We start from the raw sequence: 26,479 nt of genomic DNA, 5'->3' as shown, positions 1-26,479 counted from the left end.
TAATGGCAACAAAACAAAAAGAAGTAACAACATTTGACGTACAAGTAGCAGAATTTATCCGTAATCATAAACAAAAAGGGACAGCAACAGACGATGAAATCAATGCTAGTCTAGTTGTTCCTTTTACCTTGGATGCTGATGGGATTGAAGATCTCTTGCAACGAATCCAGGATGCAGGAATTTCAATCACAGATAACGAAGGAAATCCAAGTGCGCGTGTTCTTAGTGCAGAAGAAGAACCAGAACTCAGCGATGAGGATTTGATTGGTTCAACTTCTGCTAAGGTCAATGACCCTGTCCGTATGTACTTGAAAGAAATCGGGGTCGTACCTCTTTTGACCAATGAAGAGGAGAAAGAATTGGCACTAGCAGTTGAAGCTGGTGATATCGAAGCCAAACAACGTCTTGCGGAAGCCAACCTTCGTTTGGTTGTTTCCATTGCCAAGCGTTATGTCGGCCGTGGTATGCAGTTCCTTGACTTGATTCAAGAAGGGAACATGGGCTTGATGAAGGCGGTTGACAAGTTTGACTATTCTAAAGGATTCAAGTTCTCAACTTACGCAACTTGGTGGATTCGTCAGGCTATCACTCGTGCTATTGCGGACCAAGCTCGTACCATCCGTATCCCTGTTCACATGGTTGAAACCATTAATAAATTGGTTCGTGAACAACGTAATCTCCTTCAAGAATTGGGACAAGATCCAACGCCAGAACAAATCGCTGAACGTATGGATATGACTCCTGACAAGGTACGTGAAATCTTGAAGATTGCCCAAGAGCCAGTATCGCTTGAAACACCAATCGGTGAAGAGGATGATAGCCACCTTGGGGACTTTATCGAAGATGAAGTGATTGAAAATCCAGTGGACTACACAACTCGTATCGTCTTGCGTGAGCAGCTGGATGAGGTCTTGGATACTCTTACAGACCGTGAAGAAAACGTCTTGCGTCTACGTTTTGGACTAGATGATGGTAAAATGCGGACCCTTGAAGATGTAGGTAAAGTCTTTAATGTAACCCGTGAGCGTATCCGTCAGATTGAAGCCAAGGCTTTGAGAAAACTTCGTCAACCAAGTCGCAGCAAACCGCTTCGTGATTTTATTGAAGACTAATAGTGAGGAAAATATGGCTTATACAGAAGAGCAAATCGAAAACATCAAAACACGCATTTTAACAGCCTTGGAAGAAGTCATCGATCCTGAGTTGGGAATCGATATTGTCAATCTTGGTTTGATCTATGAGATTCGTTTTGACGGTGACACAGGGCAAACAGAGATTGATATGACTTTGACAACTATGGGTTGTCCCCTGGCAGATCTTTTGACGGATCAGATTTATGATGCCATGACAGAGGTGCCAGAAGTAACTGATACTGAGGTCAAATTAGTCTGGTATCCAGCCTGGACGGTTGAAAAAATGAGTCGCTATGCCCGCATTGCCTTAGGCATTAAGTAAATAGATAAAAGAATGTGAGAGACTATTGGAAGAGCGAGGAAATTTCCCCTCTTTTCCTCTAGTCTCTCCTTTCTTTTGCTGATTTTATTCAAAGAAAATGATATAATAGTAGTTATGGAAAAAAAGAAATTACGCATCAATATGTTGAGTTCAAGTGAGAAAGTAGCAGGACAAGGCGTTTCAGGTGCCTACCGTGAATTAGTTCGTCTTCTTCACCGTGATGCCAAGGACCAATTGATTGTTACAGAAAATCTTCCAATAGAGGCAGATGTGACTCACTTTCATACAATTGATTTCCCCTATTATTTATCAACATTCCAAAAGAAACGCTCAGGAAGGAAAATTGGCTATGTGCATTTCTTGCCTGATACACTTGAGGGGAGTTTGAAAATTCCATTTTTCTTAAAGGGAATTGTGAAACGCTATGTATTTTCTTTTTACAACCGGATGGAGCACTTGGTTGTGGTCAATCCGATGTTTATTGAGGATTTGGTGGCAGCTGGTATTCCACGTGAAAAAGTGACTTATATTCCTAACTTTGTAAACAAGGAAAAATGGCATCCTCTTCCACAGGAAGAGGTAGCGAGACTGCGTACAGAGCTAGGTCTTAGTGACAATCAGTTTATCGTAGTAGGTGCTGGTCAAGTTCAGAAGCGCAAAGGGATTGACGATTTTATCCGTCTGGCTGAGGAATTGCCTCAGATTACCTTTATCTGGGCCGGTGGTTTCTCTTTTGGTGGTATGACAGACGGTTATGAACGTTACAAGAAAATCATGGAGAATCCCCCTAAAAATTTGATTTTTCCAGGAATTGTCTCACCAGAGCGGATGCGTGAGTTGTATGCCCTAGCGGATCTTTTCTTGCTTCCTAGTTATAATGAGCTCTTTCCGATGACGATTTTAGAGGCTGCCAGTTGTGAAGCTCCTATTATGTTGCGTGATTTAGATCTTTATAAGGTAATTTTGGAGGGAAATTATCGGGCGACAGCAGATAGAGAAGAGATGAAAGAAGCTATTCTGGAATATCAAGCGAATCCTGCTGCTTTAAAAGATTTGAAAGAAAAAGCTAAGAATATTTCTAGAGAGTATTCAGAAGAGCATCTGTTACAAATCTGGTTAGACTTTTATGAGAAACAAGCGGCTTTAGGGAGAAAATAAAAAGTGAGGTAATCTATGCGAATTGGTTTATTTACAGATACTTATTTTCCTCAGGTTTCAGGTGTTGCGACCAGTATTCGAACCTTGAAAACAGAGCTTGAAAAGCAGGGGCACGCTGTTTTTATCTTTACGACGACAGATAAGGATGTCAATCGTTATGAAGATTGGCAAATTATCCGCATTCCAAGTGTTCCCTTCTTTGCATTTAAAGATCGCCGCTTTGCCTATCGAGGCTTTAGCAAGGCGCTTGAAATTGCCAAACAGTATCAGTTAGATATTATCCATACTCAGACAGAATTTTCTCTTGGCTTGTTGGGGATTTGGATTGCGCGTGAATTGAAGATTCCAGTTATCCATACCTATCACACTCAGTACGAAGACTATGTGCATTATATTGCTAAGGGGATGCTGATTCGTCCGAGTATGGTCAAGTATCTAGTCAGAGGTTTCCTTCATGACGTGGATGGGGTTATTTGCCCGAGTGAGATTGTCCGTGATTTGCTATCTAACTATAAGGTTAAGGTGGAAAAACGGGTCATTCCGACTGGGATTGAATTAGCCAAGTTTGAGCGTCCAGAAATCCAGCAAGAAAATCTAAAAGAACTACGTAGTAAATTAGGAATTCAAGATGATGAACAGATGTTGCTTAGTCTTTCTAGGATTTCCTATGAAAAAAATATTCAAGCAGTTTTAGCAGCCTTTGCAGAAGTTCTGAAAGAAGAAGACAAGGTTAAACTGGTGGTAGCTGGGGATGGTCCTTATCTGGATGACCTCAAAGAGCAAGCCAAGAAACTAGAGATTCAAGACTCAGTCATCTTTACAGGGATGATTGCTCCTAGCGAGACCGCTCTTTATTATAAGGCAGCAGATTTCTTCATTTCAGCATCAACAAGTGAAACGCAAGGTTTGACCTACTTGGAAAGCTTAGCCAGTGGAACGCCTGTCATTGCTCATGGAAATCCTTATCTGGACAATCTCATCAGTGATAAAATGTTTGGAACCTTGTATTACGGTGAACATGATTTAGCTGGAGCTATTTTAGAAGCCTTGATTGCAACGCCAGATATGAATGAGCATACTTTATCAGAGAAGTTGTACGAGATTTCAGCTGAGAACTTTGGGAAACGAGTGCATGAGTTTTATCTGGATGCCATCATTTCAAATAACTTCCAGAAAGATTTGGCTAAAGATGATACGGTCAGTCAGCGTATCTTTAAGACAGTTTTGTATCTACCCCAACAGGTGGTTGCTGTGCCCGTAAAAGGCTCTAGACGCATGCTGAAGGCTTCAAAAACGCAGTTAATCAGCATAAGAGATTATTGGAAAGACCATGAGGAATAGAAAGAGGAACAGCCATGAAAAAACAATTAATGAGAAGTAGTCTTGATAAAAAGATTGCGGGTGTTTGTGCCGGAGTGGCCCATTATCTTGATATGGATCCAACTATCGTTCGCGTAATATGGGGTGTTCTTGCTTGCTGTTACGGAGCTGGGATTGTAGCTTATATCATTTTATGGATTATAGCACCTGTATCAACTGACTATTGAAAACTAGCTGAATTCATGCTAAGATAATAGAAAATAGAATGTAACGAAGGAGAGAAAAATGGCATTTGGAGATAATGGAAATCGTAAAAAAACCTTTTTTGAGAAATTAACTTTAATTATCGTAGTTATTATGCTATTAGCAAGTATTTTGGGTATTTTTGCAACTGCAATTGGTGCCCTCAGCAATCTATAAAATAGATTCAAGAAAATTTTGTGACTGGGATTTCCCAGCCCTTTTTTAAAGTGAGAAGAAAAAATGAGTATGTTTTTAGATACAGCCAAGATCAAGGTCAAGGCTGGTAATGGTGGCGATGGCATGGTTGCCTTTCGTCGTGAAAAATATGTCCCTAATGGCGGTCCTTGGGGCGGTGATGGTGGTCGTGGAGGCAATGTGGTCTTCGTTGTAGACGAAGGACTACGTACCCTCATGGATTTCCGCTACAATCGCCATTTCAAGGCTGATTCTGGTGAGAAAGGAATGACCAAAGGGATGCATGGTCGTGGTGCCGAGGACCTTAGAGTTCGAGTGCCACAAGGTACGACTGTTCGTGATGCAGAGACTGGCAAGGTCTTGACAGATTTGATTGAACACGGTCAAGAATTTATCGTTGCCCACGGTGGTCGTGGTGGACGTGGAAATATCCGCTTTGCGACACCAAAAAATCCTGCACCTGAAATCTCTGAAAATGGAGAACCAGGTCAGGAACGTGAGTTACAATTGGAACTAAAAATCTTGGCAGATGTCGGTTTAGTAGGATTCCCATCTGTAGGTAAATCAACACTTTTAAGTGTTATCACATCTGCTAAACCAAAAATCGGTGCCTACCATTTTACGACTATTGTGCCAAATCTAGGAATGGTTCGTACCCAATCAGGTGAATCCTTTGCAGTAGCTGATTTACCAGGTTTGATTGAAGGTGCTAGTCAAGGTGTTGGTTTGGGAACTCAGTTCCTCCGTCACATTGAGCGTACACGTGTCATCCTTCACATCATTGATATGTCAGCTAGCGAAGGGCGTGATCCATATGAGGATTATCTTGCCATCAATAAAGAGCTGGAATCATACAATCTCCGTCTCATGGAGCGTCCACAGATTATTGTAGCCAATAAGATGGATATGCCTGAGAGTCAGGAAAATCTTGAAGAATTCAAGAAAAAATTAGCTGAAAACTATGATGAATTTGAAGAGTTACCAGCTATCTTCCCAATATCTGGTTTGACCAAGCAAGGTTTGGCTACGCTTTTGGATGCTACAGCTGAATTGTTAGACAAGACACCAGAATTCTTGCTCTACGACGAGTCAGATATGGAAGAAGAAGCCTACTATGGATTTGACGAGGAAGAAAAAGCCTTTGAAATTAGTCGTGATGACGATGCAACATGGGTACTTTCTGGTGAAAAACTGATGAAACTCTTTAATATGACCAACTTTGATCGTGACGAATCAGTCATGAAATTTGCTCGCCAGCTTCGTGGTATGGGGGTTGATGAAGCCCTTCGTGCGCGTGGTGCTAAAGATGGTGACTTGGTCCGAATTGGTAAATTTGAGTTTGAATTTGTAGACTAGGAGATTGATATGGGAGATAAACCGATATCTTTCCGAGATGCGGATGGCAATTTTGTTTCTGCCGCAGACGTTTGGAATGAAAAGAAATTGGAAGAACTATTTAATCGTCTCAATCCAAATCGTGCCCTGAGATTGGCACGAACTAAAAAAGAAAATCCATCTCAGTAAAGAATATAACAAAATTCCGTGCCACATCAGACACGGAATTTTGTTATTCTTCAAAGAAAAATGGTGGAGCGAATTTTTTCAATTCTTCAAAGCATTTTTGAGCAGCTTCTGCATCTTCGCAGATGACGAGACAGACATCATCGCCACAGAGGGTAGCGATAGCGTCAGGGAAGCTCAAAGCATCAATGATAGAACCAAAGGATTGAGCAAGTCCAGGAAGGGTTTTTAGCAGGACTTGATGTTGAACTGGGCGCATCAAGACAAGAGCATCTTCCATGTAAATTTCGAGACGTTTTTCCCATTTTGAGATAGAACCTGTATTGAGTACGTAGTAAGAGTTGTCTTCTTCTCGTACTTTTGAAAGGTTCATGCTTTTAATATCTCTCGAAAGTGTAGCTTGTGTAACTTGAATGTCGTTATCAGCAAGAAGAGCTTGTAGCTCAGCTTGGGTATGAATCTTGTTTTTCGTTACAAGAGCTCGTATGAGTTGGTGTCGGTGTTCAGATTTATTCATAAAATGTTACTCCTTGTACTAGGTACAGAAAGCGTGGACTGAACGATATCGTCAGTCAGGTGGTAAGCGGTATTGTCACGTATGATGAATTCAAAGTCAGTAGTATAGGAATAAACGGAGAGAATCTCCTTCCTTTAACTTGTCACTAGTCGGGTGCAGATGAATTGGCTATCTATCCGTTTATCTACATTGGTGTCCTCTACTAACAGTAAATCATTCAATTAGGGTAGCCTTTTGTCACGACTTCTTGTGAATTTACGATTAATGTTAATTCACAGAGATTTTCCAACATGTGGTGTGGTAGCGAGTATTATTAATGAGTACACATGTTGGTTAGGGTTTTAGTATATTTTGTCCAAGCTCCCGTGTAGACTTATCATAAGCCTATATCGGGATTGAATTTGATACCAAGTTTATGTGTAGTTTGACTGTTCAAGTGGAAATCTTTCATATTGAAAGTCTAGTATTCTACCTTTTGACAAGGTAGGATAAGACTAGACTGTTCAAGATCAACAGTCAGCTGGTAAGCGGTGTTGTCACGTATGGTGATTTCAAAGTCAGTAGTATAGAGAACTAAACGAAGAGTATCTCCTTCTTTTAGCTTGTAAATAGTTGGTTGCAGTTCAAACTGGATATCCATCCATTCATCTGCAGTAATATTCTCTACTAACAGTAAATCATTTCTATTTTGTAAATTGAGATAGCCTTTTGTCACGACTCGTTGTGAATCTGGTCTAAATGGCAATTCGTTAAGATTTTCCAACATGTGGTAGCGACCGTTGTCAATGGTTCTAGCACTTAAAACAGCTGGATAAGGTTGTAGGTATTTTTTTGCTCCAAATTCTAGAAGTTGGGCTGATAATAGACCCTTGTTTGTGCTGGATTTGATGCGAAGATTGAGTTGAGCTCGACCGTTCAAGTGAAGATCTTTGGTCACAGGAAGGTCAATTATAATTTGATTGACTTTTCCTTGATAAAGTTCCGTATTGAAGGTCTGGTAGGTTTTACCATAACGATCAAAATCCTTATCTGAGTATTGGTTTTGAATGACTCGCTCTTCTTGCCCAAGTGAGAAGGTTTCAAAGTTTTCTGGCTCACCGAAGGTATCAAGTGATAACCAAGTCTGAGGAGAAGTATTGTCCTGCCAAATAACAGTAGGAAGTTGATAATCCGATTCCTGTCCCAGTAATTTCTTAGTCAATAAGGCATTCATGGACTCACGGAAGTCAATGGACTGCCAGTTGTTCATGTAAACATGAGCGCCATTATGGAAAAAGAGGTGCTTGTTGATATTACTAGGAAGAGCATGGAACATCTGGTAAACATGAAGTGGTTTGACATTCCAATCCTGAGAACCGTGGGTAAAGACAACCTCTGCCTTTACTTTATCAGCATTGAGCAAATAGTTGCGATTATGCCAAAACTGGTTATAGTCGCCGGTCTTGCGACCCAGTTGTTCCTTTACTTTTTCTAAGTCAGCTTGGTGAGCTTCATTGCCACGGATATAGTCGCCAGCCAAGAGATTACGAGAATAGGTTAACTCAGCAAGGGAGTCAAAGTCCTCACCTGGATAACCTCCTGGGCTGGTCACCAGACCGTTTTCACGGTAGTAGTTGTACCATGAAGAAATACCTGCTTCAGCAATGATAACCTCTAAACCCTCGACACCTGTAGTAGCAAGACCATTGGACATGGTACCTAGATAAGAAAGTCCAGTTGTGGCTACTTTTCCATTTGACCAGTCAGCCTTGACTTGACGCTGGCGCGTATGGTCGGTAAAGGCGCGGCAACGGCCATTAAGCCAATCAATGACATTTTTATAAGCCTCGATTTGCTGGTAGTCGCCATTAGTCATGAAACCAGTAGAATCTTTGGTACCAACACCTGAAACATAGAGATTAGAAAAACCTCGTGGAAGGAAGTAGTCGTTGAGTGTATAGCTGGAGTTGATGTGACTTAGCTTTTCTTCAGCTTCTGACACAAGCTCAGCTTGACCTTGAGGTTGGACGAGATTTAGTTGAGGTTTCTCTAGCTCAATCTTGTGAGCAGGTTTAACCTCGAGATTGCCCTCCATCTTGTAAAGAGCTTTATCGCTGGCTTTATCATTTGTTCCCTGATGATAGGGACTGGCAGTCATGATAGCAGGGATTTGCCCGTCATAACGAGGACGAATAATGCTGACCTTGACTAAGTCTGGTAGCCCCTTCTGGTCAGTGTCCACACGAGACTCAACGTAGACCACCTCTCGAATGACATCATGGCTAGAAAAAGTAGCCAAACTCTTGCCGTTAAAGTAGTGGTAGGTATTATCTTCAGGGATGAGACCATCACTTACCAGTTGATCAATCAGGAGATTTCCTTTTTTGGTTCGAGTATTGAGTAACTGATAGAGATTTTCAATCAAGTCACCATATACAATGGGAAAACCAGTTTCTTTACGGAAAACTTCACTGTCTTCGAAGTCAACCAAATAAGAAAAACCTAGGAGTTGAAAGGCTACAGTATAGAAAATATCTGCAGTCAGTTCTTTGTCTGACTGAAAAAATGTCAGTAAGTCAGTTTTTTTATCTGAAGAAAGTATAGACAAGGGATAATCTGTATTTTGACATGTGAAATAAATTTTACGAATAAAGTCCTCAAATTGCTTTTTTTCTGAATCAGTAGGTTTTAGGTTGAAACCTAAAGAAACTAAATCATTCAGGGCCTGCGTTGATGAAGTTTTAAGATAGCTGTATTGATTAAAACGCATAAGACCTCCTATTTATGAAATATATTAAGGTTATTATATCAAAAAATAGAGAGAAAAGAAACTACAAAAATTAATAGAAACTATAATAAATAAAAAAAGCATTTATAGATAAACATGTAAAATAATAAGCTTAAATACAAAAATATCAGTGATACTGTTGAAAATTGGGCAAGGATTGTTTAGTCAACTATGATTTGGGTTATTAGATAGTAAAACATCAATAATACTAATAGAAATTTAAAGAAAATGGTATAATATAGTGAGAACGATAGAGGAGAAGTGTAAATTGATCGCACAACTAGATACAAAAACAGTCTATAGTTTTATGGAGAGTGTCATTTCGATAGACAAGTATGTGAGAGCAGCTAAAGAATATGGCTACACTCATCTGGCTATGATGGATATTGACAATCTTTATGGGGCTTTTGACTTTCTAGAGATTACAAAAAAATATGGCATTCATCCTTTATTAGGGCTGGAAATGACTCTTTTAGTGGATGAGCAGGATGTGAATCTGCGCTTTTTAGCTCTATCTAGTGTGGGCTATCAGCAGTTGATGAAACTTTCAACAGCTAAGATGCAGGGGGAGAAAAAATGGTCAGTTCTGTCCCAGTACCTAGAGGATATTGCAGTAATTGTGCCTCATTTTGAAGAGCTTGAGTCGCTCAATCTAGGCTGTGATTACTATATAGGGGTTTACTCGGAAACACTGGCAAGCGAATTTCCTCATCCTATCTTACCCCTTTATCGGGTCAATACTTTTGAAAGCAGGGATAGAGAAGTTCTCCAAATTTTAACAGCGATTAAAGAAAACCTACCGCTCAGAGAAGTTCCCTTGCGGTCGAGACAAGATGTCTTTATATCAGCAAGTTCATTAGAAAAACTATTCCAAGAACGTTTTCCGCAAGCCTTGGACAATTTAGAAAAGCTTATTTCAGGCATTTCTTATGACTTGGATACTAGTCTGAAACTACCTCGTTTTAATCCAGCTAGACCAGCAGTAGAAGAGTTGAGAGAACGTGCTGAATCGGGACTGGTTCAGAAGGGGTTGACTAGCAAAGAATATCAAGACCGTCTAGATAAAGAATTGGCTGTTATTCATGATATGGGCTTTGACGATTATTTCTTGGTTGTCTGGGATTTGTTGCGTTTTGGACGTTCGAATGGTTACTATATGGGAATGGGACGGGGTTCAGCTGTTGGTAGCTTGGTTTCCTATGCCTTAGATATTACAGGGATTGACCCTGTGGAGAAGAATCTGATTTTTGAACGCTTCCTCAATCGTGAACGCTATACAATGCCTGATATTGATATTGATATTCCGGATATTTATCGCCCAGATTTTATCAGATATGTTGGTAATAAATATGGCAGTAAACATGCGGCGCAAATCGTTACTTTTTCAACCTTTGGGGCCAAGCAAGCTCTGCGAGATGTCTTGAAACGTTTTGGTGTGCCAGAGTATGAATTATCTGCAATTACCAAGAAAATCAGTTTTCGTGACAATCTCAAGTCAGCCTATGAGGGTAATCTCCAGTTTCGTCAGCAAATCAATAGCAAGTTAGAATACCAAAAAGCCTTTGAAATTGCCTGCAAGATTGAGGGCTATCCAAGACAAACCTCTGTCCATGCGGCTGGTGTTGTGATCAGCGACCAAGATTTGACCAACTACATCCCTCTAAAGCATGGTGATGAAATTCCACTGACTCAATATGATGCTCATGGAGTTGAAGCCAGTGGGCTTTTGAAGATGGATTTTCTGGGACTACGAAATTTGACCTTTGTCCAGAAAATGCAAGAATTACTTGCAGAGACAGAAGGTATTCATCTTAAAATCGAAGAAATTGATTTGGAAGACAAAGAAACGCTATCTTTATTTGCCTTTGGAAATACAAAAGGTATCTTTCAATTTGAACAACCTGGTGCTATTCGCTTGCTCAAGCGTGTGCAACCAGTCTGTTTTGAAGATGTCGTAGCAACTACTTCCCTAAATCGACCAGGTGCTAGTGACTATATCAATAATTTTGTGGCAAGAAAGCATGGGCAGGAAGAAGTGACAGTTCTGGATCCAGTACTGGAGGATATTTTGGCTCCAACCTACGGCATTATGCTCTATCAGGAGCAGGTTATGCAGGTTGCTCAGCGATTTGCTGGATTTAGTCTCGGAAAGGCCGATATTTTGCGTCGGGCAATGGGGAAAAAGGATGCCTCTGCCATGCATGAGATGAGGGCTTCCTTTATTCAAGGTTCATTAGAAGCTGGTCATACTGCGAAAAAGGCAGAGCAGGTTTTTGATGTTATGGAGAAGTTTGCAGGTTATGGTTTTAACCGATCTCACGCCTATGCCTACTCGGCCTTGGCCTTCCAGTTGGCTTATTTCAAAACACATTATCCAGCCATTTTTTATCAGGTCATGTTGAATTCTGCCAACAGTGATTACCTAACAGATGCCTTAGAAGCAGGCTTTGAAGTGACCCCTCTGTCCATCAATACCATTCCCTATCACGATAAAATTGCCAACAAGTCCATCTATCTAGGTTTGAAATCGATTAAGGGAGTCAGCAATGATTTAGCGCTTTGGATTATTGAAAATAGACCTTATTCTAACATTGAAGATTTTATAGCTGCATTACCTGAGAATTATCTGAAACTACCTCTGCTAGAACCTTTAGTAAAAGTTGGTCTTTTCGATTCATTTGAAAAAAATCGTCAAAAAGTATTCAATAATTTAGCTAATCTATTTGAATTTGTGAAAGTATTAGGAAGCTTATTTGGAGAGAGCATTTATAGTTGGCAAGATTCGGAGGACTGGTCGGAGCAAGAAAAATTCTACATGGAACAAGAGCTTCTAGGAGTAGGAGTGAGCAAACATCCTTTACAAGCTATTGCAAGTAAGGCTATTTATCCGATTACTCCTATTAGTAATTTGTCAGAAAATAGCTATGCTATTATCTTGGTTGAGGTTCAGAAGATAAAAGTAATTCGTACCAAAAAAGGTGAAAATATGGCTTTCTTACAGGTGGATGACAGTAAGAAAAAATTGGATGTTACTCTCTTTTCAGATTTATATCGACAGGTTGGACAGGAAGTAAGAGAAGGAGCCTTCTACTATATAAAAGGAAAAATCCAATCACGTGACGGTCGTCTGCAAATGATTGCACAAGAAATAAGAGAAGCAGTTGCTGAGCGCTTTTGGATTCAGGTGAAAAATCATGACTCGGATCAAGAAATGTCATGTATTTTAGACCAGTATAAAGGCCCAATCCCAGTCATTATCAGGTATGAAGAGGAACAGAAAACAATTGTTTCTCCCAACCATTTTGTAGCTAAATCTGATGAATTAGAAGCGAAATTGAATGGAATAGTTATGAAAACGATTTATCGCTAAAATTACGGAAAATAGAAGAATTTTCAACGTAAATGTGGTATAATCAGTAAGAATGTTAAAAGAAAAAGGAGCATAACCAATATGAAACGTATTGCTGTTTTGACTAGTGGTGGAGACGCCCCTGGTATGAACGCTGCCATCCGTGCAGTTGTTCGTCAAGCAATTTCAGAAGGAATGGAAGTGTTTGGTATCTATGATGGATATGCTGGTATGGTTGCCGGTGAAATTCATCCCCTAGATGCAGCTTCAGTAGGGGACATCATTTCTCGTGGTGGTACTTTCCTTCACTCAGCTCGCTACCCAGAGTTCGCTCAACTTGAAGGGCAACTTAAAGGGATTGAGCAATTGAAAAAACACGGGATTGAAGGTGTAGTTGTTATTGGTGGTGACGGATCTTACCACGGTGCTATGCGTTTGACTGAGCATGGCTTCCCAGCTATCGGTCTTCCAGGTACAATCGATAACGATATCGTTGGTACTGACTTTACAATCGGTTTTGACACAGCAGTTACGACTGCTATGGACGCTATCGATAAGATTCGTGATACATCATCAAGTCACCGTCGTACATTTGTTATCGAAGTTATGGGACGTAACGCTGGTGATATCGCTCTTTGGGCTGGTATTGCAACTGGTGCTGATGAAATCATCATTCCTGAAGAAGGATTCAAGATTGAAGATATCGTAGAAAGCATTAAATGTGGTTATGAGTGTGGTAAAAAACACAATATCATCGTCTTGGCTGAAGGTGTGATGTCAGCGGCTGAATTTGGTCAAAAACTAAAAGAAGCTGGAGACACAAGTGACCTTCGTGTGACAGAACTTGGACATATTCAACGTGGTGGTTCTCCAACTGCGCGTGACCGTGTTTTGGCATCACGTATGGGTGCACATGCTGTTAAACTTCTTAAAGAAGGTATCGGTGGTGTTGCGGTTGGTATCCGTAACGAGAAAATGGTTGAAAACCCAATTCTTGGAACTGCAGAAGAAGGAGCATTGTTTAGCCTTACTGCAGATGGTAAGATTGTGGTTAACAACCCACACAAGGCTGACCTTGAGCTATCTAGCTTGAATAAGAGCTTGTCATAATTTATAATTTAGTTAATAAGACCAAAAAGGTCATATATATAAAGGAGTCACAAAAATCATGAACAAACGTGTAAAAATCGTTGCAACTTTGGGACCTGCGGTAGAAATCCGTGGTGGTAAAAAATTCGGTGATGACGGATACTGGGGCGAAAAACTTGATGTTGAAGCTTCAGCTAAAAACATTGCTAAATTGATTGAAGCTGGTGCTAACACATTCCGTTTCAACTTCTCACACGGTGACCACCAAGAACAAGGTGACCGTATGGCAACTGTTAAACTTGCTGAAAAACTTGCAGGTAAAAAAGTTGGTTTCCTTCTTGATACAAAAGGACCAGAAATCCGTACTGAATTGTTTGAAGGAGATGCAAAAGAGTACTCTTACACAACTGGTGAAAAAATTCGTGTTGCTACTAAGCAAGGAATCAAATCAACTCGTGATGTAATCGCATTGAACGTTGCTGGTGCTCTTGATATCTATGATGATGTTGAAGTTGGTCGTCAAGTTTTGGTTGACGATGGTAAACTTGGTCTTCTCGTTGTTGCTAAAGATGATGCGACTCGTGAATTTGAAGTTGAAGTTGAAAACGATGGCGTAATTGCTAAACAAAAAGGTGTTAACATCCCTAACACTAAAATTCCTTTCCCAGCACTTGCTGAACGTGATAACGATGATATCCGCTTTGGTCTTGAACAAGGTATCAACTTCATCGCTATTTCATTCGTACGTACTGCAAAAGATGTGAACGAAGTTCGTGCAATCTGTGAAGAAACTGGAAATGGACATGTTCAATTGTTCGCTAAAATCGAAAACCAGCAAGGTATCGACAATTTGGATGAAATCATCGAAGCTGCTGATGGTATCATGATTGCTCGTGGTGACATGGGTATCGAAGTACCATTCGAAATGGTTCCAGTTTACCAAAAAATGATCATCAAGAAAGTTAATGCTGCAGGTAAAGTTGTTATTACTGCAACAAACATGCTTGAAACAATGACTGAAAAACCACGTGCAACTCGTTCAGAAGTATCAGACGTATTCAACGCTGTTATCGACGGTACTGACGCTACAATGCTTTCAGGTGAGTCTGCAAACGGTAAATACCCACTTGAGTCAGTAACTACAATGGCTACAATCGACAAGAACGCTCAAACACTTCTTAACGAATACGGTCGTTTGAACTCAGATTCATTTGAACGTAACTCTAAGACAGAAGTAATGGCTTCAGCTGTTAAAGATGCTACTAATTCAATGGACATTAAATTGGTTGTAACTCTTACTAAGACAGGTCACACTGCACGTTTGATCTCTAAATACCGTCCAAATGCTGACATCTTGGCATTGACATTCGACGAATTGACAGAACGTGGATTGATGTTGAACTGGGGTGTTATCCCAATGTTGACAGATGCTCCATCTTCAACTGACGATATGTTCGAAATTGCTGAACGTAAAGCAGTTGAAGCAGGTCTTGTACAATCTGGTGATGATATCGTTATCGTAGCTGGTGTACCACTTGGAGAAGCTGTACGTACAAACACAATGCGTATCCGTACAGTACGTTAATTAAAATGAAAAAAGCCTATCACATCAAGCTTTCTAGCCTGTATGATAGGTCTTTTTTTTACCAGGGGGCAAAAAAGGGGGCAAACTTTTTACTTTCGATTTAATACGACGGAATCAAGTGCATCAAGTACTGCTTGCTCCATACCTTTAATAATGTGAGTGTTGATTTGATGGGGCGTCTTAGCGGCATTATTCCAAATCCGCGTCATAATAGCTTTTAAAGGGATGTTGTTTTCTTCACGCAAACTTCCTAAAATATTTAGTTTAGATACAGATAAAAAATAACTCCCTGATGACTCAAGGAGTTATTTCTATCTAAATTAGTTTTTAGAAGCAGCTTGGAATTCTGGGTTTTTCCACGCTTCGTCAATAATAGCTTGTAATTCTTTAGCAGATGCTTGCATTTTTTGAGTTTCTGCGTCGTTCAATGGGATATTTACTGGACGAACGATACCATGTGCACCAACAACAGCTGGTTGACCGATAAAGACGTTTTTAACTCCGTATTGACCTTCTTGGAATACTGAAAGTGGAAGTACTGCGTTTTCATCGTCAAGGATTGCTTTAGTAATACGAGCAAGGGCTACTGCGATACCGTAGTATGTTGCACCTTTTTTGTTGATGATTGTGTAAGCTGCGTCACGAACACCTTCGAACAATTCAATCAATTCAGCTTCTTGAACATTTTGAGTGTCTTTAAGGAATTCTTCAAGGTTTACACCAGCGATGTTAGCGTGTGACCAAACAGCGAACTCAGAGTCACCGTGTTCACCCATAATGTAGGCGTGCACTGAACGAGCATCAACATCCAATTTTTCAGCAAGTGCTTGACGGAAACGTGCTGAGTCAAGTGAAGTACCTGAACCGATAACACGTTCTTTAGGGAAACCAGAGAATTTCCAAGTTGAGTAAGTCAAAACGTCAACTGGGTTAGCAGCAACAAGGAAGATACCTTTGAAACCTGATTCAACAACTTGAGTTACGATTGATTTGTTGATAGCAAGGTTTTTACCTACAAGGTCAAGACGAGTTTCACCTGGTTTTTGAGGCGCACCTGCAGTGATTACAACAAGGTCAGCGTCTGCACAGTCAGAGTATTGAGCTGCATAGATTTTTTTAGGTGAAGTGAAGGCAAGGGCGTGACTAAGGTCAAGCGCGTCACCAACAGCTTTTTCATGCAATTGTGGAATTTCGATAATTCCAAGCTCTTGTGCAATTCCTTGGTTAACAAGTGCAAAAGCGTAAGAAGAACCTACAGCACCATCACCGACAAGGATAACTTTTTTGTGTTGTTTAGTTGAAGTCATTATTCTAAACATCTCCTTAATTTTATTCAGGGATTTCCCCAGTTATTTTAATTCTATCACTTTTAAAAAGCTTTGTCACGGATATGCATTTCAGTTCTTGATGTAAACGTTTTAGTGATTTTAGATACCTGAAATATAGCGGACATTATGGTATAATATAGTTAATTACTAATAGTGAAATGAGGCATTTATTAATGCAGGATAGAAATTTAGTGAATGTCAATCTGACAAAGGAGATGAAGACGAGCTTTATCGACTACGCTATGAGTGTTATCGTAGCGCGGGCTCTTCCTGATGTTCGAGATGGCTTGAAACCGGTTCACCGTCGGATTCTCTATGGAATGAATGAATTGGGTGTTACTCCAGACAAACCCCATAAAAAATCTGCTCGTATTACAGGGGACGTCATGGGTAAATACCACCCACACGGGGATTCCTCTATCTATGAAGCCATGGTCCGCATGGCTCAATGGTGGAGTTACCGTTACATGCTTGTCGACGGCCATGGAAACTTTGGTTCCATGGATGGTGATGGTGCTGCCGCCCAACGTTACACCGAGGCACGCATGAGCAAGATTGCTCTGGAGATGCTTCGTGATATCAATAAAAATACAGTTGATTTCGTTGATAACTACGATGCCAATGAACGTGAACCCTTGGTATTGCCAGCGCGCTTTCCAAATCTTTTGGTTAATGGAGCGACTGGTATTGCGGTTGGGATGGCAACAAATATTCCACCTCATAACTTGGGTGAAACCATTGATGCAGTGAAGTTGGTCATGGACAATCCTGAAGTGACTACTAAGGACTTGATGGAAGTTTTGCCTGGTCCAGATTTTCCAACAGGTGCCCTTGTCATGGGGAAATCAGGTATTCATAAGGCTTATGAAACAGGTAAAGGTTCTATTGTCCTTCGTTCTCGTACTGAAATTGAAGAAACTAAAACTGGCCGTGAGCGCATCGTTGTGACAGAATTTCCATACATGGTAAATAAAACCAAGGTACATGAGCATATTGTTCGTTTGGTTCAGGAAAAACGCATTGAGGGAATAACAGCGGTACGTGATGAGTCAAACCGTGAAGGTGTTCGATTTGTTATCGAAGTTAAGCGCGATGCCTCAGCCAATGTTATCCTCAACAATCTTTTCAAGATGACCCAGATGCAAACTAACTTTGGTTTTAATATGTTGGCGATTCAAAATGGGGTACCGAAGATTTTGTCTCTTCGTCAGATTTTGGATGCTTATATCGAGCACCAAAAAGAAGTGGTTGTTCGTCGTACACGTTTTGATAAGGAAAAAGCGGAAGCACGTGCTCATATTTTAGAAGGTCTCTTGATCGCACTAGACTATATCGATGAAGTGATTCGTATCATTCGTGCTAGTGAAACAGATGCGGAAGCACAAGCTGAGTTGATGAGTAAGTTTAAGCTTTCTGAACGTCAAAGTCAGGCCATCCTTGATATGCGTCTTCGTCGTTTGACAGGTTTGGAACGCGATAAGATTCAGTCTGAGTATGATGACCTCTTGGCTCTGATTGCGGATTTAGCAGATATTCTAGCTAAGCCGGAACGTGTTTCTCAAATCATTAAAGATGAATTAGATGAAGTTAAACGTAAATTTGGTGACCAACGTCGTACGGAATTGATGGTCGGTGAAGTCTTAAGCCTCGAAGATGAGGATTTGATTGAAGAAACGGATGTCTTGATTACACTTTCTAACAAGGGATACATCAAACGTCTGGACCAAGCTGAGTTCACCGCTCAAAAACGTGGTGGTCGTGGTGTTCAAGGTACAGGTGTTAAGGATGATGATTTTGTCCGAGAGTTAGTGTCAACTAGCACTCATGATCACCTACTCTTCTTTACAAATAAAGGCCGTGTTTATCGCCTGAAAGGCTATGAAATTCCTGAGTATGGCCGTACAGCCAAGGGATTACCGATTGTCAATCTTTTGAAATTGGATGAAGGTGAAAGTATTCAGACCATCATCAATGTTGAATCTGAACGTAGCGATGATGCTTATCTTTTCTTCACAACTCGTCATGGTATTGTGAAGAGAACCAGCGTTAAGGAATTTGCTAATATTCGTCAAAATGGACTTAAAGCTCTGAATCTTAAAGATGAAGATGAGTTGATTAATGTCTTGCTGACAGAAGAGGACACGGATATTATCATTGGTACAAAGTTTGGTTATTCAGTTCGCTTTAATCAATCAGCTGTTCGTGGTATGAGTCGTGTCGCCACTGGTGTGAAAGGTGTTAACCTTCGTGACGGAGACACAGTTGTTGGTGCTAGTGTGATTACAGATCAGGACGAGGTTCTTATTATCACTGAAAAAGGATTTGGTAAGCGCACAGTTGCGACCGAATATCCAACTAAAGGTCGTGGTGGTAAAGGGATGCAAACTGCTAAAATTACTGAAAAGAATGGTTCCCTTGCTGGTCTTATGACTGTAAAAGGTGATGAAGATTTGATGATTATCACTGATACAGGTGTCATGATTCGAACCAACGTTGCCAATATTTCACAAACAGGTCGCTCAACTATGGGAGTTAAAGTGATGCGCCTGGACCAAGATGCTAAAATTGTAACCTTTACTACGGTTGCAGCGGCAGAAAAAGAAGAAGTTGGGACAGGAAACGAAACAGAAGGTGAAGCATAATGTCTCATAAAAAGAACAAAAAGAAAACAAACCGTAAAAATTTACTAATCAATATCTTGGCAGGGTTTTTAATCCTCTTGTCAGTGGCTTTGATTTTCAATTCAAAAATTCGTGATATGTTCATGGTTTGGAATACCAATAAATACCAAGTCAGCCAAGTATCAAAAGAAAAATTGGAAGAAAATCAAGATACAGAAGGGAATTTTGACTTTGATTCCGTAAAAGCCATCTCGTCAGAAGCTGTCTTATCCTCACAATGGGATTCGCAAAAATTGCCAGTTATCGGTGGAATTGCTGTCCCTGAGGTAGAAATTAACTTGCCTATTTTTAAGGGGCTTGATAATGTCAATCTCTTCTATGGAGCTGGTACAATGAAGCGTGACCAAGTGATGGGGAAAGGAAACTATTCACTTGCGAGCCACCACATCTTTACAGCAGAAAATGCCAGTCAAATGCTCTTTTCTCCACTGGCACGCGCTAAAAATGGGATGAAAATTTATCTAACTGATAAGGATAAAGTTTATACCTATGAAATTCGAGAAGTGAAGCATGTGACACCAGATCGCGTCGATGAGATTGATGATCGTAGTGGTGTTGATGAAATCACACTTGTAACATGTGTAGACTATGATGCGACAGAACGTATTATCGTAAAAGGTGACTTGAAAGATACAAAAGATTATTCACAAACACCTGAAGAAATTCTAACAGCTTTCAATCAGCCATATAAACAGCGCTATTAATAGTTAAAGAATCAGTAAACATTTAGTTTTACTGGTTCTTTTTATATTGCTTTATAAACATATTATGTAATGTTAAATCAATACAAATATTATCATTTTTAAAAACAATTACCTATTTTAATATTTTGTGTTATAATACTAAATATAAAAAAATAGGAGACGTTTATGAGTTCGTCAGAGTTTATTTCGAAGATTGATTATTATTGCCACAAGAAAGAAAGTCTTTTCAAGCAAAGTAAGTTAAAGTATGCAATTCGTTCTATGTTTGCAGGTGCTTTTTTAACCTTCAGTACAGCTGCCGGGGCTATTGGTGCAGATTTACTTAATAGTATTGTTCCAAGTAGTGGGTATTTCCTGTTCCCATTTGTTTTTGCTTGGGGGCTGGTTTATATTGTCTTTCTAAATGCGGAATTGGTAACTTCCAATATGATGTATTTAACAGCAGGCGCATTTTTGAAAAAGATTGATTGGAAAAAGGCAATGATTATTTTACTCTATTGTACTTTGTTTAATCTCATTGGTGCCTTGGTAGCTGGATGGGCCTTTGCCAACTCGTCAGCCTTTTCGCATTTGACCCATGATAGTTTCCTTCCTAAGCTTGTAGCAAAGAAATTGGCGCGTCCAAGTGATTTAGTCCTGCTTGAGGGAATTCTTGCCAATGTATTTGTAAATATTGCTATTCTTTCATCTATATTAGTCAAAGACGGTGCTGCCAAACTATGGATTATTTTATCAGCTATTTCCATGTTTGTCTTCTTGTCCAATGAGCACATCGCTGCCAATTTTGCTTCCTTTAGTATTATGAAATTCAGCATGATTGCTGATCAAGTACCTCACTTTGATCTTCCAAATATCCTTCGACATTGGGGTGTAACCTTTATTGCTAACTTTATAGGTGGAGGTCTTCTGATTGGTTTACCGTATGCCTTTCTAAATAAGAATGAAGATACATATGTTGATTAAGAAGAGTCAGTGTATCAGGGAGAATCAGAACGATTCTCTCTTTTTCTTTGACAAAATAGGCTTGCAGAGAAAATCGTTTTGTAAATTGTAACAACAAAATATATTAAATAGAATAAAAGTTATTCCATGCAATCTTTATATTCTAATAATTAAAAATTCTAAAAGCTTGTTATTAAAACAATGTAAACGATTGCTGGATTTATAAATTTATTAAAAATACAATTAGGAAAGGCTTTTCATTATATCGATTTTATGTTATAATTATCACAAATAAAAGTTTTAGGAGTTTATTATGATTTCTTCAGAATTTATCTCAAAGATTGAATTTGCTTGCAAGAAGAAAGAAAGTCTTTATAGTCAAAGCAAATTTAAGTATGCGATTCGTTCTATGTTCGCAGGTGCATTTTTAACCTTCAGTACTGCTGCTGGTGCAGTTGGGGCTGACTTGATTAATAAAATTGCACCAGGTAGTGGACGCTTCCTCTTCCCATTTGTCTTTGCTTGGGGATTGGCCTACATTGTTTTCTTGAATGCCGAGTTGGTAACATCAAACATGATGTTCTTGACTGCTGGTAGTTTCTTGAAAAAAATCTCTTGGAGAAAAACAGCTGAGATTTTACTTTACTGTACTTTGTTCAACCTTATCGGAGCCTTGATAGCAGGTTGGGGGTTTGCCCACTCAGCAGCTTATGCACATCTGACTCATGATAGTTTCATCTCAGGGGTTGTTGAGATGAAATTAGGCCGTTCAAATGAATTAATCTTGCTTGAGGCGATTTTGGCAAATATTTTCGTAAATATTGCGATTCTTTCATTTGTTTTGGTCAAAGATGGTGGTGCCAAACTTTGGCTTGTGTTGTCAGCAATTTACATGTTTGTATTCTTAACAAACGAGCACATTGCGGCGAACTTTGCTTCATTCGCGATTGTAAAATTCAGTGTTGCTGCTGATTCAATTGCTAACTTCGGTGTTGGGAATATGCTTCGCCACTGGGGGGTAACCTTCATTGGAAACTTTATCGGAGGAGGCCTCTTGATGGGCCTTCCATATGCCTTCCTCAATAAAAATGAAGATACTTATGTAGATTAAGAAAATGAGCACGATTGAGTCGTGCTTTTTTCGTTTTTAAAATAGAGTAATAGCTATTTCTTATATCAAAATATAGAAAACTGATATTTGTAAACTATAACTTAAGGTGCTACAATATCCTTAATCAAACTATTTGGAGGTCGTTTTATGACTCGTGATTTTAAATTTGAAACCTTACAATTGCATGCTGGGCAAGTAGTTGATCCAGCAACCAAGTCTCGTGCAGTGCCGATTTATCAAACAACATCCTTCGTTTTTGATGATACGCAGGAAGGTGCCGATCTTTTTGCCTTGAGAAAACCAGGCAACATCTATACTCGTATTACTAATCCTACAACGGCTGCCTTTGAAGAAAGAATTGCTGCTCTTGAAGGTGGTGTTGGAGCTCTTGCAACAGCATCAGGTATGGCCGCAGTAACTTATACGATTTTGGCGCTTGCCCATGCTGGTGATCATGTAGTAGCGGCATCAACTATTTACGGCGGGACCTTCAACCTCTTGAAAGAAACCCTTCCTCGTTATGGTATCACAACAACCTTTGTGGACGTGGATAATTTGGAGGAAGTAGAAGCAGCTATCAATGACAATACCAAGCTTGTCTTGATTGAAACCTTGGGCAACCCCTTGATTAACATTCCAGATTTGGAAAAATTGGCAGAGATTGCTCATAAGCATCAGATTCCACTCGTTTCAGATAATACCTTTGCAACACCTTATTTGATTAACGTTTTTTCTCACGGTGTAGATATTGCTATTCACTCTGCGACTAAGTTTATCGGTGGGCATGGTACGACTATTGGTGGAGTGATTGTCGATAGCGGTCGTTTTGACTGGGCGGCTTCAGGGAAATTCCCTCAATTTGTTGACGAGGATCCAAGTTATCATAACTTGAGCTATACTCGTGATGTGGGTGCAGTAGCCTTTATTATCGCTGTCCGTGTTCAATTGCTTCGTGATACGGGTGCGGCATTGTCTCCATTTAATGCCTTCCTCTTGCTCCAAGGACTTGAAACTCTTTCACTTCGTGTGGAACGCCATGTGCAAAATGCAGAGAAAATTGTTGATTTCCTTGTCAACCATCCTAAGGTAGAAAAGGTAAACTATCCAAAACTTGCAGACAGTCCTTATCATGCCTTGGCTGAGAAATACTTGCCAAAAGGTGTGGGCTCAATCTTTACTTTCCATGTCAAAGGTGGGGAGGCAGAAGCACGCAAGGTTATTGATCATTTAGAAATCTTCTCTGACCTTGCAAATGTGGCAGATGCCAAGTCTCTTGTGGTTCACCCAGCAACAACTACTCACGGTCAATTGTCAGAAAAAGACTTAGAAGCCGCAGGTGTAACACCAAACCAAATCCGCTTGTCTATCGGTCTTGAAAATGTAGAAGATTTGATTGAAGACTTGCGCTTGGCCTTGGAAAAAATTTAAGGAAAAGAAGATAAACAGTGGGTTTCGACTCACTGTTTTTGATTTTCCCTCAGGCATGATATAATGGTTACAGAAGTCTAGAAAGAGGAACGATATGAACGAAATCAAATGCCCCAACTGTGGGGAAGTCTTTACAGTAAATGAGAGCCAGTATGCTGAACTTTTATCCCAAGTGAGAACGGCAGAGTTTGATAAGGAATTGCACGACCGGATGAAGCAGGAACTGGCCTTGGCTGAGCAAAAGGTCATGAATGAACAACAGTCTAAACTAGCTCAAAAAGACCAAGAAATTGCGCAATTACAGAGTCAAATCCAAAACTTTGATACAGAAAAAGAATTGGCCAAGAAAGAGGTTGAACAGACAAGCCATCAGGCCTTATTGGCTAAGGACAAGGAAGTACAGGCTTTGGAAAACCAATTGGTCACCTTGCGTTTAGAGCATGAAAATCAACTACAGAAGACCCTCTCTGACCTAGAAAAAGAACGAGACCAGGTTAAAAATCAGCTTCTCTTGCAAGAAAAAGAAAACGAACTCTCTCTTGCTTCAGTTAAACAAAACTATGAAGCCCAGCTCAAAGCAGCCAGTGAACAAGTCGAATTTTATAAGAATTTCAAAGCCCAACAATCTACAAAAGCTATCGGGGAAAGTCTGGAACACTACGCAGAGAGTGAGTTTAACAAGGTCCGTAGTTTTGCCTTTCCAAATGCTTACTTTGAGAAGGATAACAAGGTTTCTGCGCGTGGTTCTAAAGGAGACTTTATCTTCCGTGAATGTGATGAAAATGGAGTAGAGATTATCTCCATTATGTTTGAGATGAAAAATGAAGCAGATGGAACAGAGAAGAAGCACAAGAATGCAGATTTTTACAAGGAATTAGACAAGGACCGTCGGGAGAAGAACTGTGAGTATGCCGTTTTGGTGACCATGCTTGAAGCTGATAACGACTACTTTAACACAGGGATTGTTGACGTCAGCCACGAGTATGAAAAGATGTATGTGGTTCGTCCTCAATTCTTTATCCAGTTGATTGGGCTCTTACGTAATGCGGCGCTAAATTCCCTAAAATACAAGCAGGAGCTGGCCTTGGTGCGTGAGCAAAATATTGACATTACGCATTTTGAAGAAGACTTAGATGCCTTTAAACTAGCCTTTGCTAAGAACTATAACTCAGCTTCGACTAACTTTGGCAAAGCTATCGATGAAATTGACAAGGCCATCAAACGCATGGAAGAGGTCAAGAAATTCCTAACCACATCTGAAAACCAACTTCGCCTTGCAAACAACAAATTGGAAGATGTTTCCGTCAAAAAATTGACCCGTAAAAATCCAACTATGAAAGCTAAGTTTGAAGCTCTGAAAGGAGAGTGAGAAAGAAATATATGAACGGTATTATCAACTTAAGAAAAGAAGCGGGAATGACCTCGCATGATGCAGTTTTTAAACTGCGTAAGATTTTGGGAACCAAGAAGATTGGTCATGGTGGGACCTTGGATCCGGATGTGGTGGGTGTTTTGCCCATTGCAGTTGGCAAGGCGACCCGCATGGTCGAGTTTATGCAGGATGAGGGCAAGGTCTATGAGGGGGAAATCACTCTTGGCTATTCAACGACGACAGAGGATGCTAGTGGGGAAGTGGTCGCTGAGACACCCGTTCTGTCGCCCTTGGATGAAAAGCTTGTCGATGAAGCAATCGCCAGTCTGACAGGACCTATTATTCAGATTCCGCCTATGTATTCTGCGGTTAAGGTCAATGGTCGTAAGCTCTATGAGTATGCACGTGCAGGTCAGGAAGTGGAGCGTCCAGAACGTCAGGTGACCATTTATCAATTTGAACGGACAAGTCCGATTACTTATGAGGGTCATCTTGCACGCTTTACTTTTCGTGTGAAATGTAGTAAGGGAACCTATATTCGTACCTTATCAGTTGACTTGGGAGAAAAATTGGGCTATTCGGCCCATATGTCTCAGTTAACTCGTACTAGTGCTGCTGGTTTGCAACTAGAAGATGCTCTTACCTTGGAAGAAATTGCTGAGAAAGTGGAAACTGGCCAACTGGATTTTCTCCATCCTCTAGAGATTGGGACAGGCGACCTTGTCAAAGTTTTCCTAAGTCCAGAAGAGGCTACAGAAGTACGCTTTGGTCGTTTTATCGAACTCGAACAAACAGAACAAGAATTAGCTGCCTTTGAAGACGATAAATTACTAGCCATTCTAGAAAAACGGGACAATCTCTACAAGCCAAGGAAGGTTTTTAGATAATCTAACTGGGGTGTAGGGAGTGTTGTTTCTCCTAGACTATCCAAATCAGACTATAAATTTTGCAAAAAATGTGATAGAATAGACCACGGATAAAAAAACGGAGGATAGCATGCAAAATAGACCAATCATTATCGGAGTGACAGGTGGTTCTGGTGGAGGTAAGACCAGTGTTTCAAGAGCCATTTTATCGCATTTTCCTGATGAAAAGATTTCCATGATTGAGCATGATTCATACTACAAGGATCAGTCTCATTTGACCTTTGAAGAGCGTGTCAAAACCAACTACGACCATCCTTTTGCCTTTGATACAGACTTGATGATTGAGCAAATTAAGGAATTGTTGGCAGGGCGTCCGGTGGACATCCCGACTTATGACTATACAGAGCATACACGAAGTAGCAAGACCTATCGTCAGGAGCCTCAAGATGTCTTTATCGTTGAGGGGATTTTGGTCTTGGAGGACAAGCGTCTGCGCGATTTGATGGATATCAAGATTTTTGTGGATACGGATGATGATGTACGCATTATTCGTCGTATCAAGCGTGATATGGAAGAACGTGGCCGTAGCCTTGATAGCGTCATTGACCAGTATTTAGGTGTGGTTAAACCCATGTACCACCAGTTTATCGAGCCAACCAAGCGTTATGCGGATATCGTCATTCCTGAAGGGGTTAGCAATACCGTTGCTATCGACCTGTTGACGACCAAGATTGAAAAGATTTTGGAAGAAGCTCGGAACAGCAAATAATCAGATGTGGAGGCTTTTCCTCCTTTTTTTATTTTTCCCTCATAATGGTACATAAATGGAGATTTTTAGGCATATTTTT

General features: G+C 40.2%; 23 protein-coding genes and 1 pseudogene. 19 read left to right on the top strand and 5 right to left on the bottom strand.

Features of this window, described 5'->3' with window-relative positions:
* Nucleotides 1-2: 2 nt before the first annotated feature.
* The 8 genes from rpoD (at nucleotide 3) to N8O43_RS01075 (ending at nucleotide 5,895) form a co-directional block, all read left to right on the top strand.
* On the top strand, nucleotides 3-1,112 hold the full coding sequence (rpoD, locus tag N8O43_RS01110) for an RNA polymerase sigma factor RpoD (protein WP_000201905.1): 1,110 nt from the start codon (nucleotides 3-5) through the stop codon (nucleotides 1,110-1,112).
* Between the two features lie 13 nt (nucleotides 1,113-1,125).
* Complete coding sequence (locus N8O43_RS01105) at nucleotides 1,126-1,455, top strand: metal-sulfur cluster assembly factor (protein WP_000331929.1); 330 nt, start codon at nucleotides 1,126-1,128, stop codon at nucleotides 1,453-1,455.
* 114 nt (nucleotides 1,456-1,569) lie between these two features.
* A complete protein-coding gene (cpoA, locus tag N8O43_RS01100) occupies nucleotides 1,570-2,613 on the top strand; it encodes an alpha-galactosylglucosyldiacylglycerol synthase (protein ID WP_070482726.1) in 1,044 nt (347 codons plus the stop codon).
* Nucleotides 2,614-2,628: 15 nt separating this feature from the next.
* Complete coding sequence (locus N8O43_RS01095; RefSeq protein WP_153209693.1) at nucleotides 2,629-3,954, top strand: glycosyltransferase family 4 protein; 1,326 nt, start codon at nucleotides 2,629-2,631, stop codon at nucleotides 3,952-3,954.
* 29 nt (nucleotides 3,955-3,983) lie between these two features.
* Nucleotides 3,984-4,160 (top strand): PspC domain-containing protein, encoded by a 177-nt coding sequence (locus N8O43_RS01090; RefSeq protein ID WP_153209692.1) that lies wholly within the window; start codon nucleotides 3,984-3,986, stop codon nucleotides 4,158-4,160.
* 58 nt (nucleotides 4,161-4,218) lie between these two features.
* Nucleotides 4,219-4,353 carry a DUF4044 domain-containing protein gene (locus tag N8O43_RS01085; RefSeq protein ID WP_049499369.1) on the top strand — a complete coding sequence of 45 codons (135 nt, stop codon included), beginning with the start codon at nucleotides 4,219-4,221 and terminating at the stop codon, nucleotides 4,351-4,353.
* A gap of 63 nt (nucleotides 4,354-4,416) precedes the next feature.
* Nucleotides 4,417-5,727 (top strand): GTPase ObgE, encoded by a 1,311-nt coding sequence (obgE, locus tag N8O43_RS01080; RefSeq protein ID WP_000061642.1) that lies wholly within the window; start codon nucleotides 4,417-4,419, stop codon nucleotides 5,725-5,727.
* 9 nt (nucleotides 5,728-5,736) lie between these two features.
* Nucleotides 5,737-5,895 (top strand): hypothetical protein, encoded by a 159-nt coding sequence (locus N8O43_RS01075; RefSeq protein WP_001808548.1) that lies wholly within the window; start codon nucleotides 5,737-5,739, stop codon nucleotides 5,893-5,895.
* 43 nt (nucleotides 5,896-5,938) lie between these two features.
* Here the strand turns inward: N8O43_RS01075 and N8O43_RS01070 are convergent, their stop codons facing one another.
* From N8O43_RS01070 to N8O43_RS01065, 3 genes and pseudogenes are all read right to left on the bottom strand, one after another.
* Nucleotides 5,939-6,409: an arginine repressor gene (locus tag N8O43_RS01070; protein ID WP_001043026.1), complete on the bottom strand. Its 471-nt coding sequence runs from the start codon at nucleotides 6,407-6,409 to the stop codon at nucleotides 5,939-5,941.
* Nucleotides 6,406-6,707 (bottom strand): annotated as a pseudogene (locus tag N8O43_RS09655) (Xaa-Pro dipeptidyl-peptidase); the annotation flags it as partial. The pseudogene N8O43_RS09655 and the gene N8O43_RS01070, both read right to left, overlap by 4 nt.
* 162 nt (nucleotides 6,708-6,869) lie before the next feature.
* Nucleotides 6,870-9,158, bottom strand: coding sequence for a Xaa-Pro dipeptidyl-peptidase (locus N8O43_RS01065; RefSeq protein ID WP_261089139.1), 2,289 nt, complete (start codon nucleotides 9,156-9,158; stop codon nucleotides 6,870-6,872).
* 286 nt (nucleotides 9,159-9,444) lie between these two features.
* Between N8O43_RS01065 and N8O43_RS01060 the strand changes: the two genes are divergently transcribed.
* The 3 genes from N8O43_RS01060 to pyk all read left to right on the top strand — a co-directional run bounded on the left by N8O43_RS01060 (nucleotide 9,445) and on the right by pyk (nucleotide 15,199).
* Nucleotides 9,445-12,546, top strand: coding sequence for a DNA polymerase III subunit alpha (locus N8O43_RS01060; protein ID WP_261089137.1), 3,102 nt, complete (start codon nucleotides 9,445-9,447; stop codon nucleotides 12,544-12,546).
* Between the two features lie 81 nt (nucleotides 12,547-12,627).
* Nucleotides 12,628-13,635: a 6-phosphofructokinase gene (pfkA, locus tag N8O43_RS01055; RefSeq protein ID WP_000820863.1), complete on the top strand. Its 1,008-nt coding sequence runs from the start codon at nucleotides 12,628-12,630 to the stop codon at nucleotides 13,633-13,635.
* Between the two features lie 58 nt (nucleotides 13,636-13,693).
* Nucleotides 13,694-15,199 (top strand): pyruvate kinase, encoded by a 1,506-nt coding sequence (pyk, locus tag N8O43_RS01050; RefSeq protein ID WP_060628431.1) that lies wholly within the window; start codon nucleotides 13,694-13,696, stop codon nucleotides 15,197-15,199.
* Nucleotides 15,200-15,288: 89 nt separating this feature from the next.
* On the opposite strand, the gene N8O43_RS01045 is transcribed toward pyk, so the two are convergent.
* Entirely contained in the window at nucleotides 15,289-15,444 is a 156-nt protein-coding gene (locus N8O43_RS01045) for a hypothetical protein (RefSeq protein ID WP_191962443.1), read from the bottom strand.
* A gap of 75 nt (nucleotides 15,445-15,519) precedes the next feature.
* Nucleotides 15,520-16,506, bottom strand: a complete 987-nt coding sequence (locus tag N8O43_RS01040) for an L-lactate dehydrogenase (protein WP_000204728.1) — start codon at nucleotides 16,504-16,506, stop codon at nucleotides 15,520-15,522.
* 194 nt (nucleotides 16,507-16,700) lie between these two features.
* Between N8O43_RS01040 and gyrA the strand changes: the two genes are divergently transcribed.
* The 8 genes from gyrA to udk all read left to right on the top strand — a co-directional run bounded on the left by gyrA (nucleotide 16,701) and on the right by udk (nucleotide 26,400).
* Nucleotides 16,701-19,169 carry a DNA gyrase subunit A gene (gyrA, locus tag N8O43_RS01035; RefSeq protein WP_060628429.1) on the top strand — a complete coding sequence of 823 codons (2,469 nt, stop codon included), beginning with the start codon at nucleotides 16,701-16,703 and terminating at the stop codon, nucleotides 19,167-19,169.
* Entirely contained in the window at nucleotides 19,169-19,912 is a 744-nt protein-coding gene (locus tag N8O43_RS01030; RefSeq protein WP_060628427.1) for a class A sortase, read from the top strand. The genes gyrA and N8O43_RS01030 overlap by 1 nt, the downstream gene beginning before the upstream one ends.
* A 165-nt stretch (nucleotides 19,913-20,077) precedes the next feature.
* On the top strand, nucleotides 20,078-20,875 hold the full coding sequence (locus tag N8O43_RS01025; RefSeq protein ID WP_173876041.1) for a formate/nitrite transporter family protein: 798 nt from the start codon (nucleotides 20,078-20,080) through the stop codon (nucleotides 20,873-20,875).
* Nucleotides 20,876-21,167: 292 nt separating this feature from the next.
* A complete protein-coding gene (locus N8O43_RS01020; RefSeq protein WP_261089136.1) occupies nucleotides 21,168-21,965 on the top strand; it encodes a formate/nitrite transporter family protein in 798 nt (265 codons plus the stop codon).
* A gap of 147 nt (nucleotides 21,966-22,112) precedes the next feature.
* A complete protein-coding gene (locus N8O43_RS01015; RefSeq protein WP_125393707.1) occupies nucleotides 22,113-23,393 on the top strand; it encodes an O-acetylhomoserine aminocarboxypropyltransferase/cysteine synthase family protein in 1,281 nt (426 codons plus the stop codon).
* A 94-nt stretch (nucleotides 23,394-23,487) separates the two neighbouring features.
* Nucleotides 23,488-24,762, top strand: a complete 1,275-nt coding sequence (locus N8O43_RS01010) for a DUF2130 domain-containing protein (protein ID WP_261089134.1) — start codon at nucleotides 23,488-23,490, stop codon at nucleotides 24,760-24,762.
* Between the two features lie 11 nt (nucleotides 24,763-24,773).
* Nucleotides 24,774-25,652, top strand: a complete 879-nt coding sequence (gene truB, locus N8O43_RS01005) for a tRNA pseudouridine(55) synthase TruB (RefSeq protein ID WP_261089458.1) — start codon at nucleotides 24,774-24,776, stop codon at nucleotides 25,650-25,652.
* Between the two features lie 109 nt (nucleotides 25,653-25,761).
* Nucleotides 25,762-26,400 (top strand): uridine kinase, encoded by a 639-nt coding sequence (gene udk, locus N8O43_RS01000; protein ID WP_001181377.1) that lies wholly within the window; start codon nucleotides 25,762-25,764, stop codon nucleotides 26,398-26,400.
* The last annotated feature ends 79 nt before the right edge of the window (nucleotides 26,401-26,479 follow it).

The organism is Streptococcus mitis, from assembly GCF_946190335.1.
GTDB classification, from domain to species: domain Bacteria; phylum Bacillota; class Bacilli; order Lactobacillales; family Streptococcaceae; genus Streptococcus; species Streptococcus mitis_CH.
This window is presented reverse-complemented; position numbering and strand designations above follow the sequence as displayed.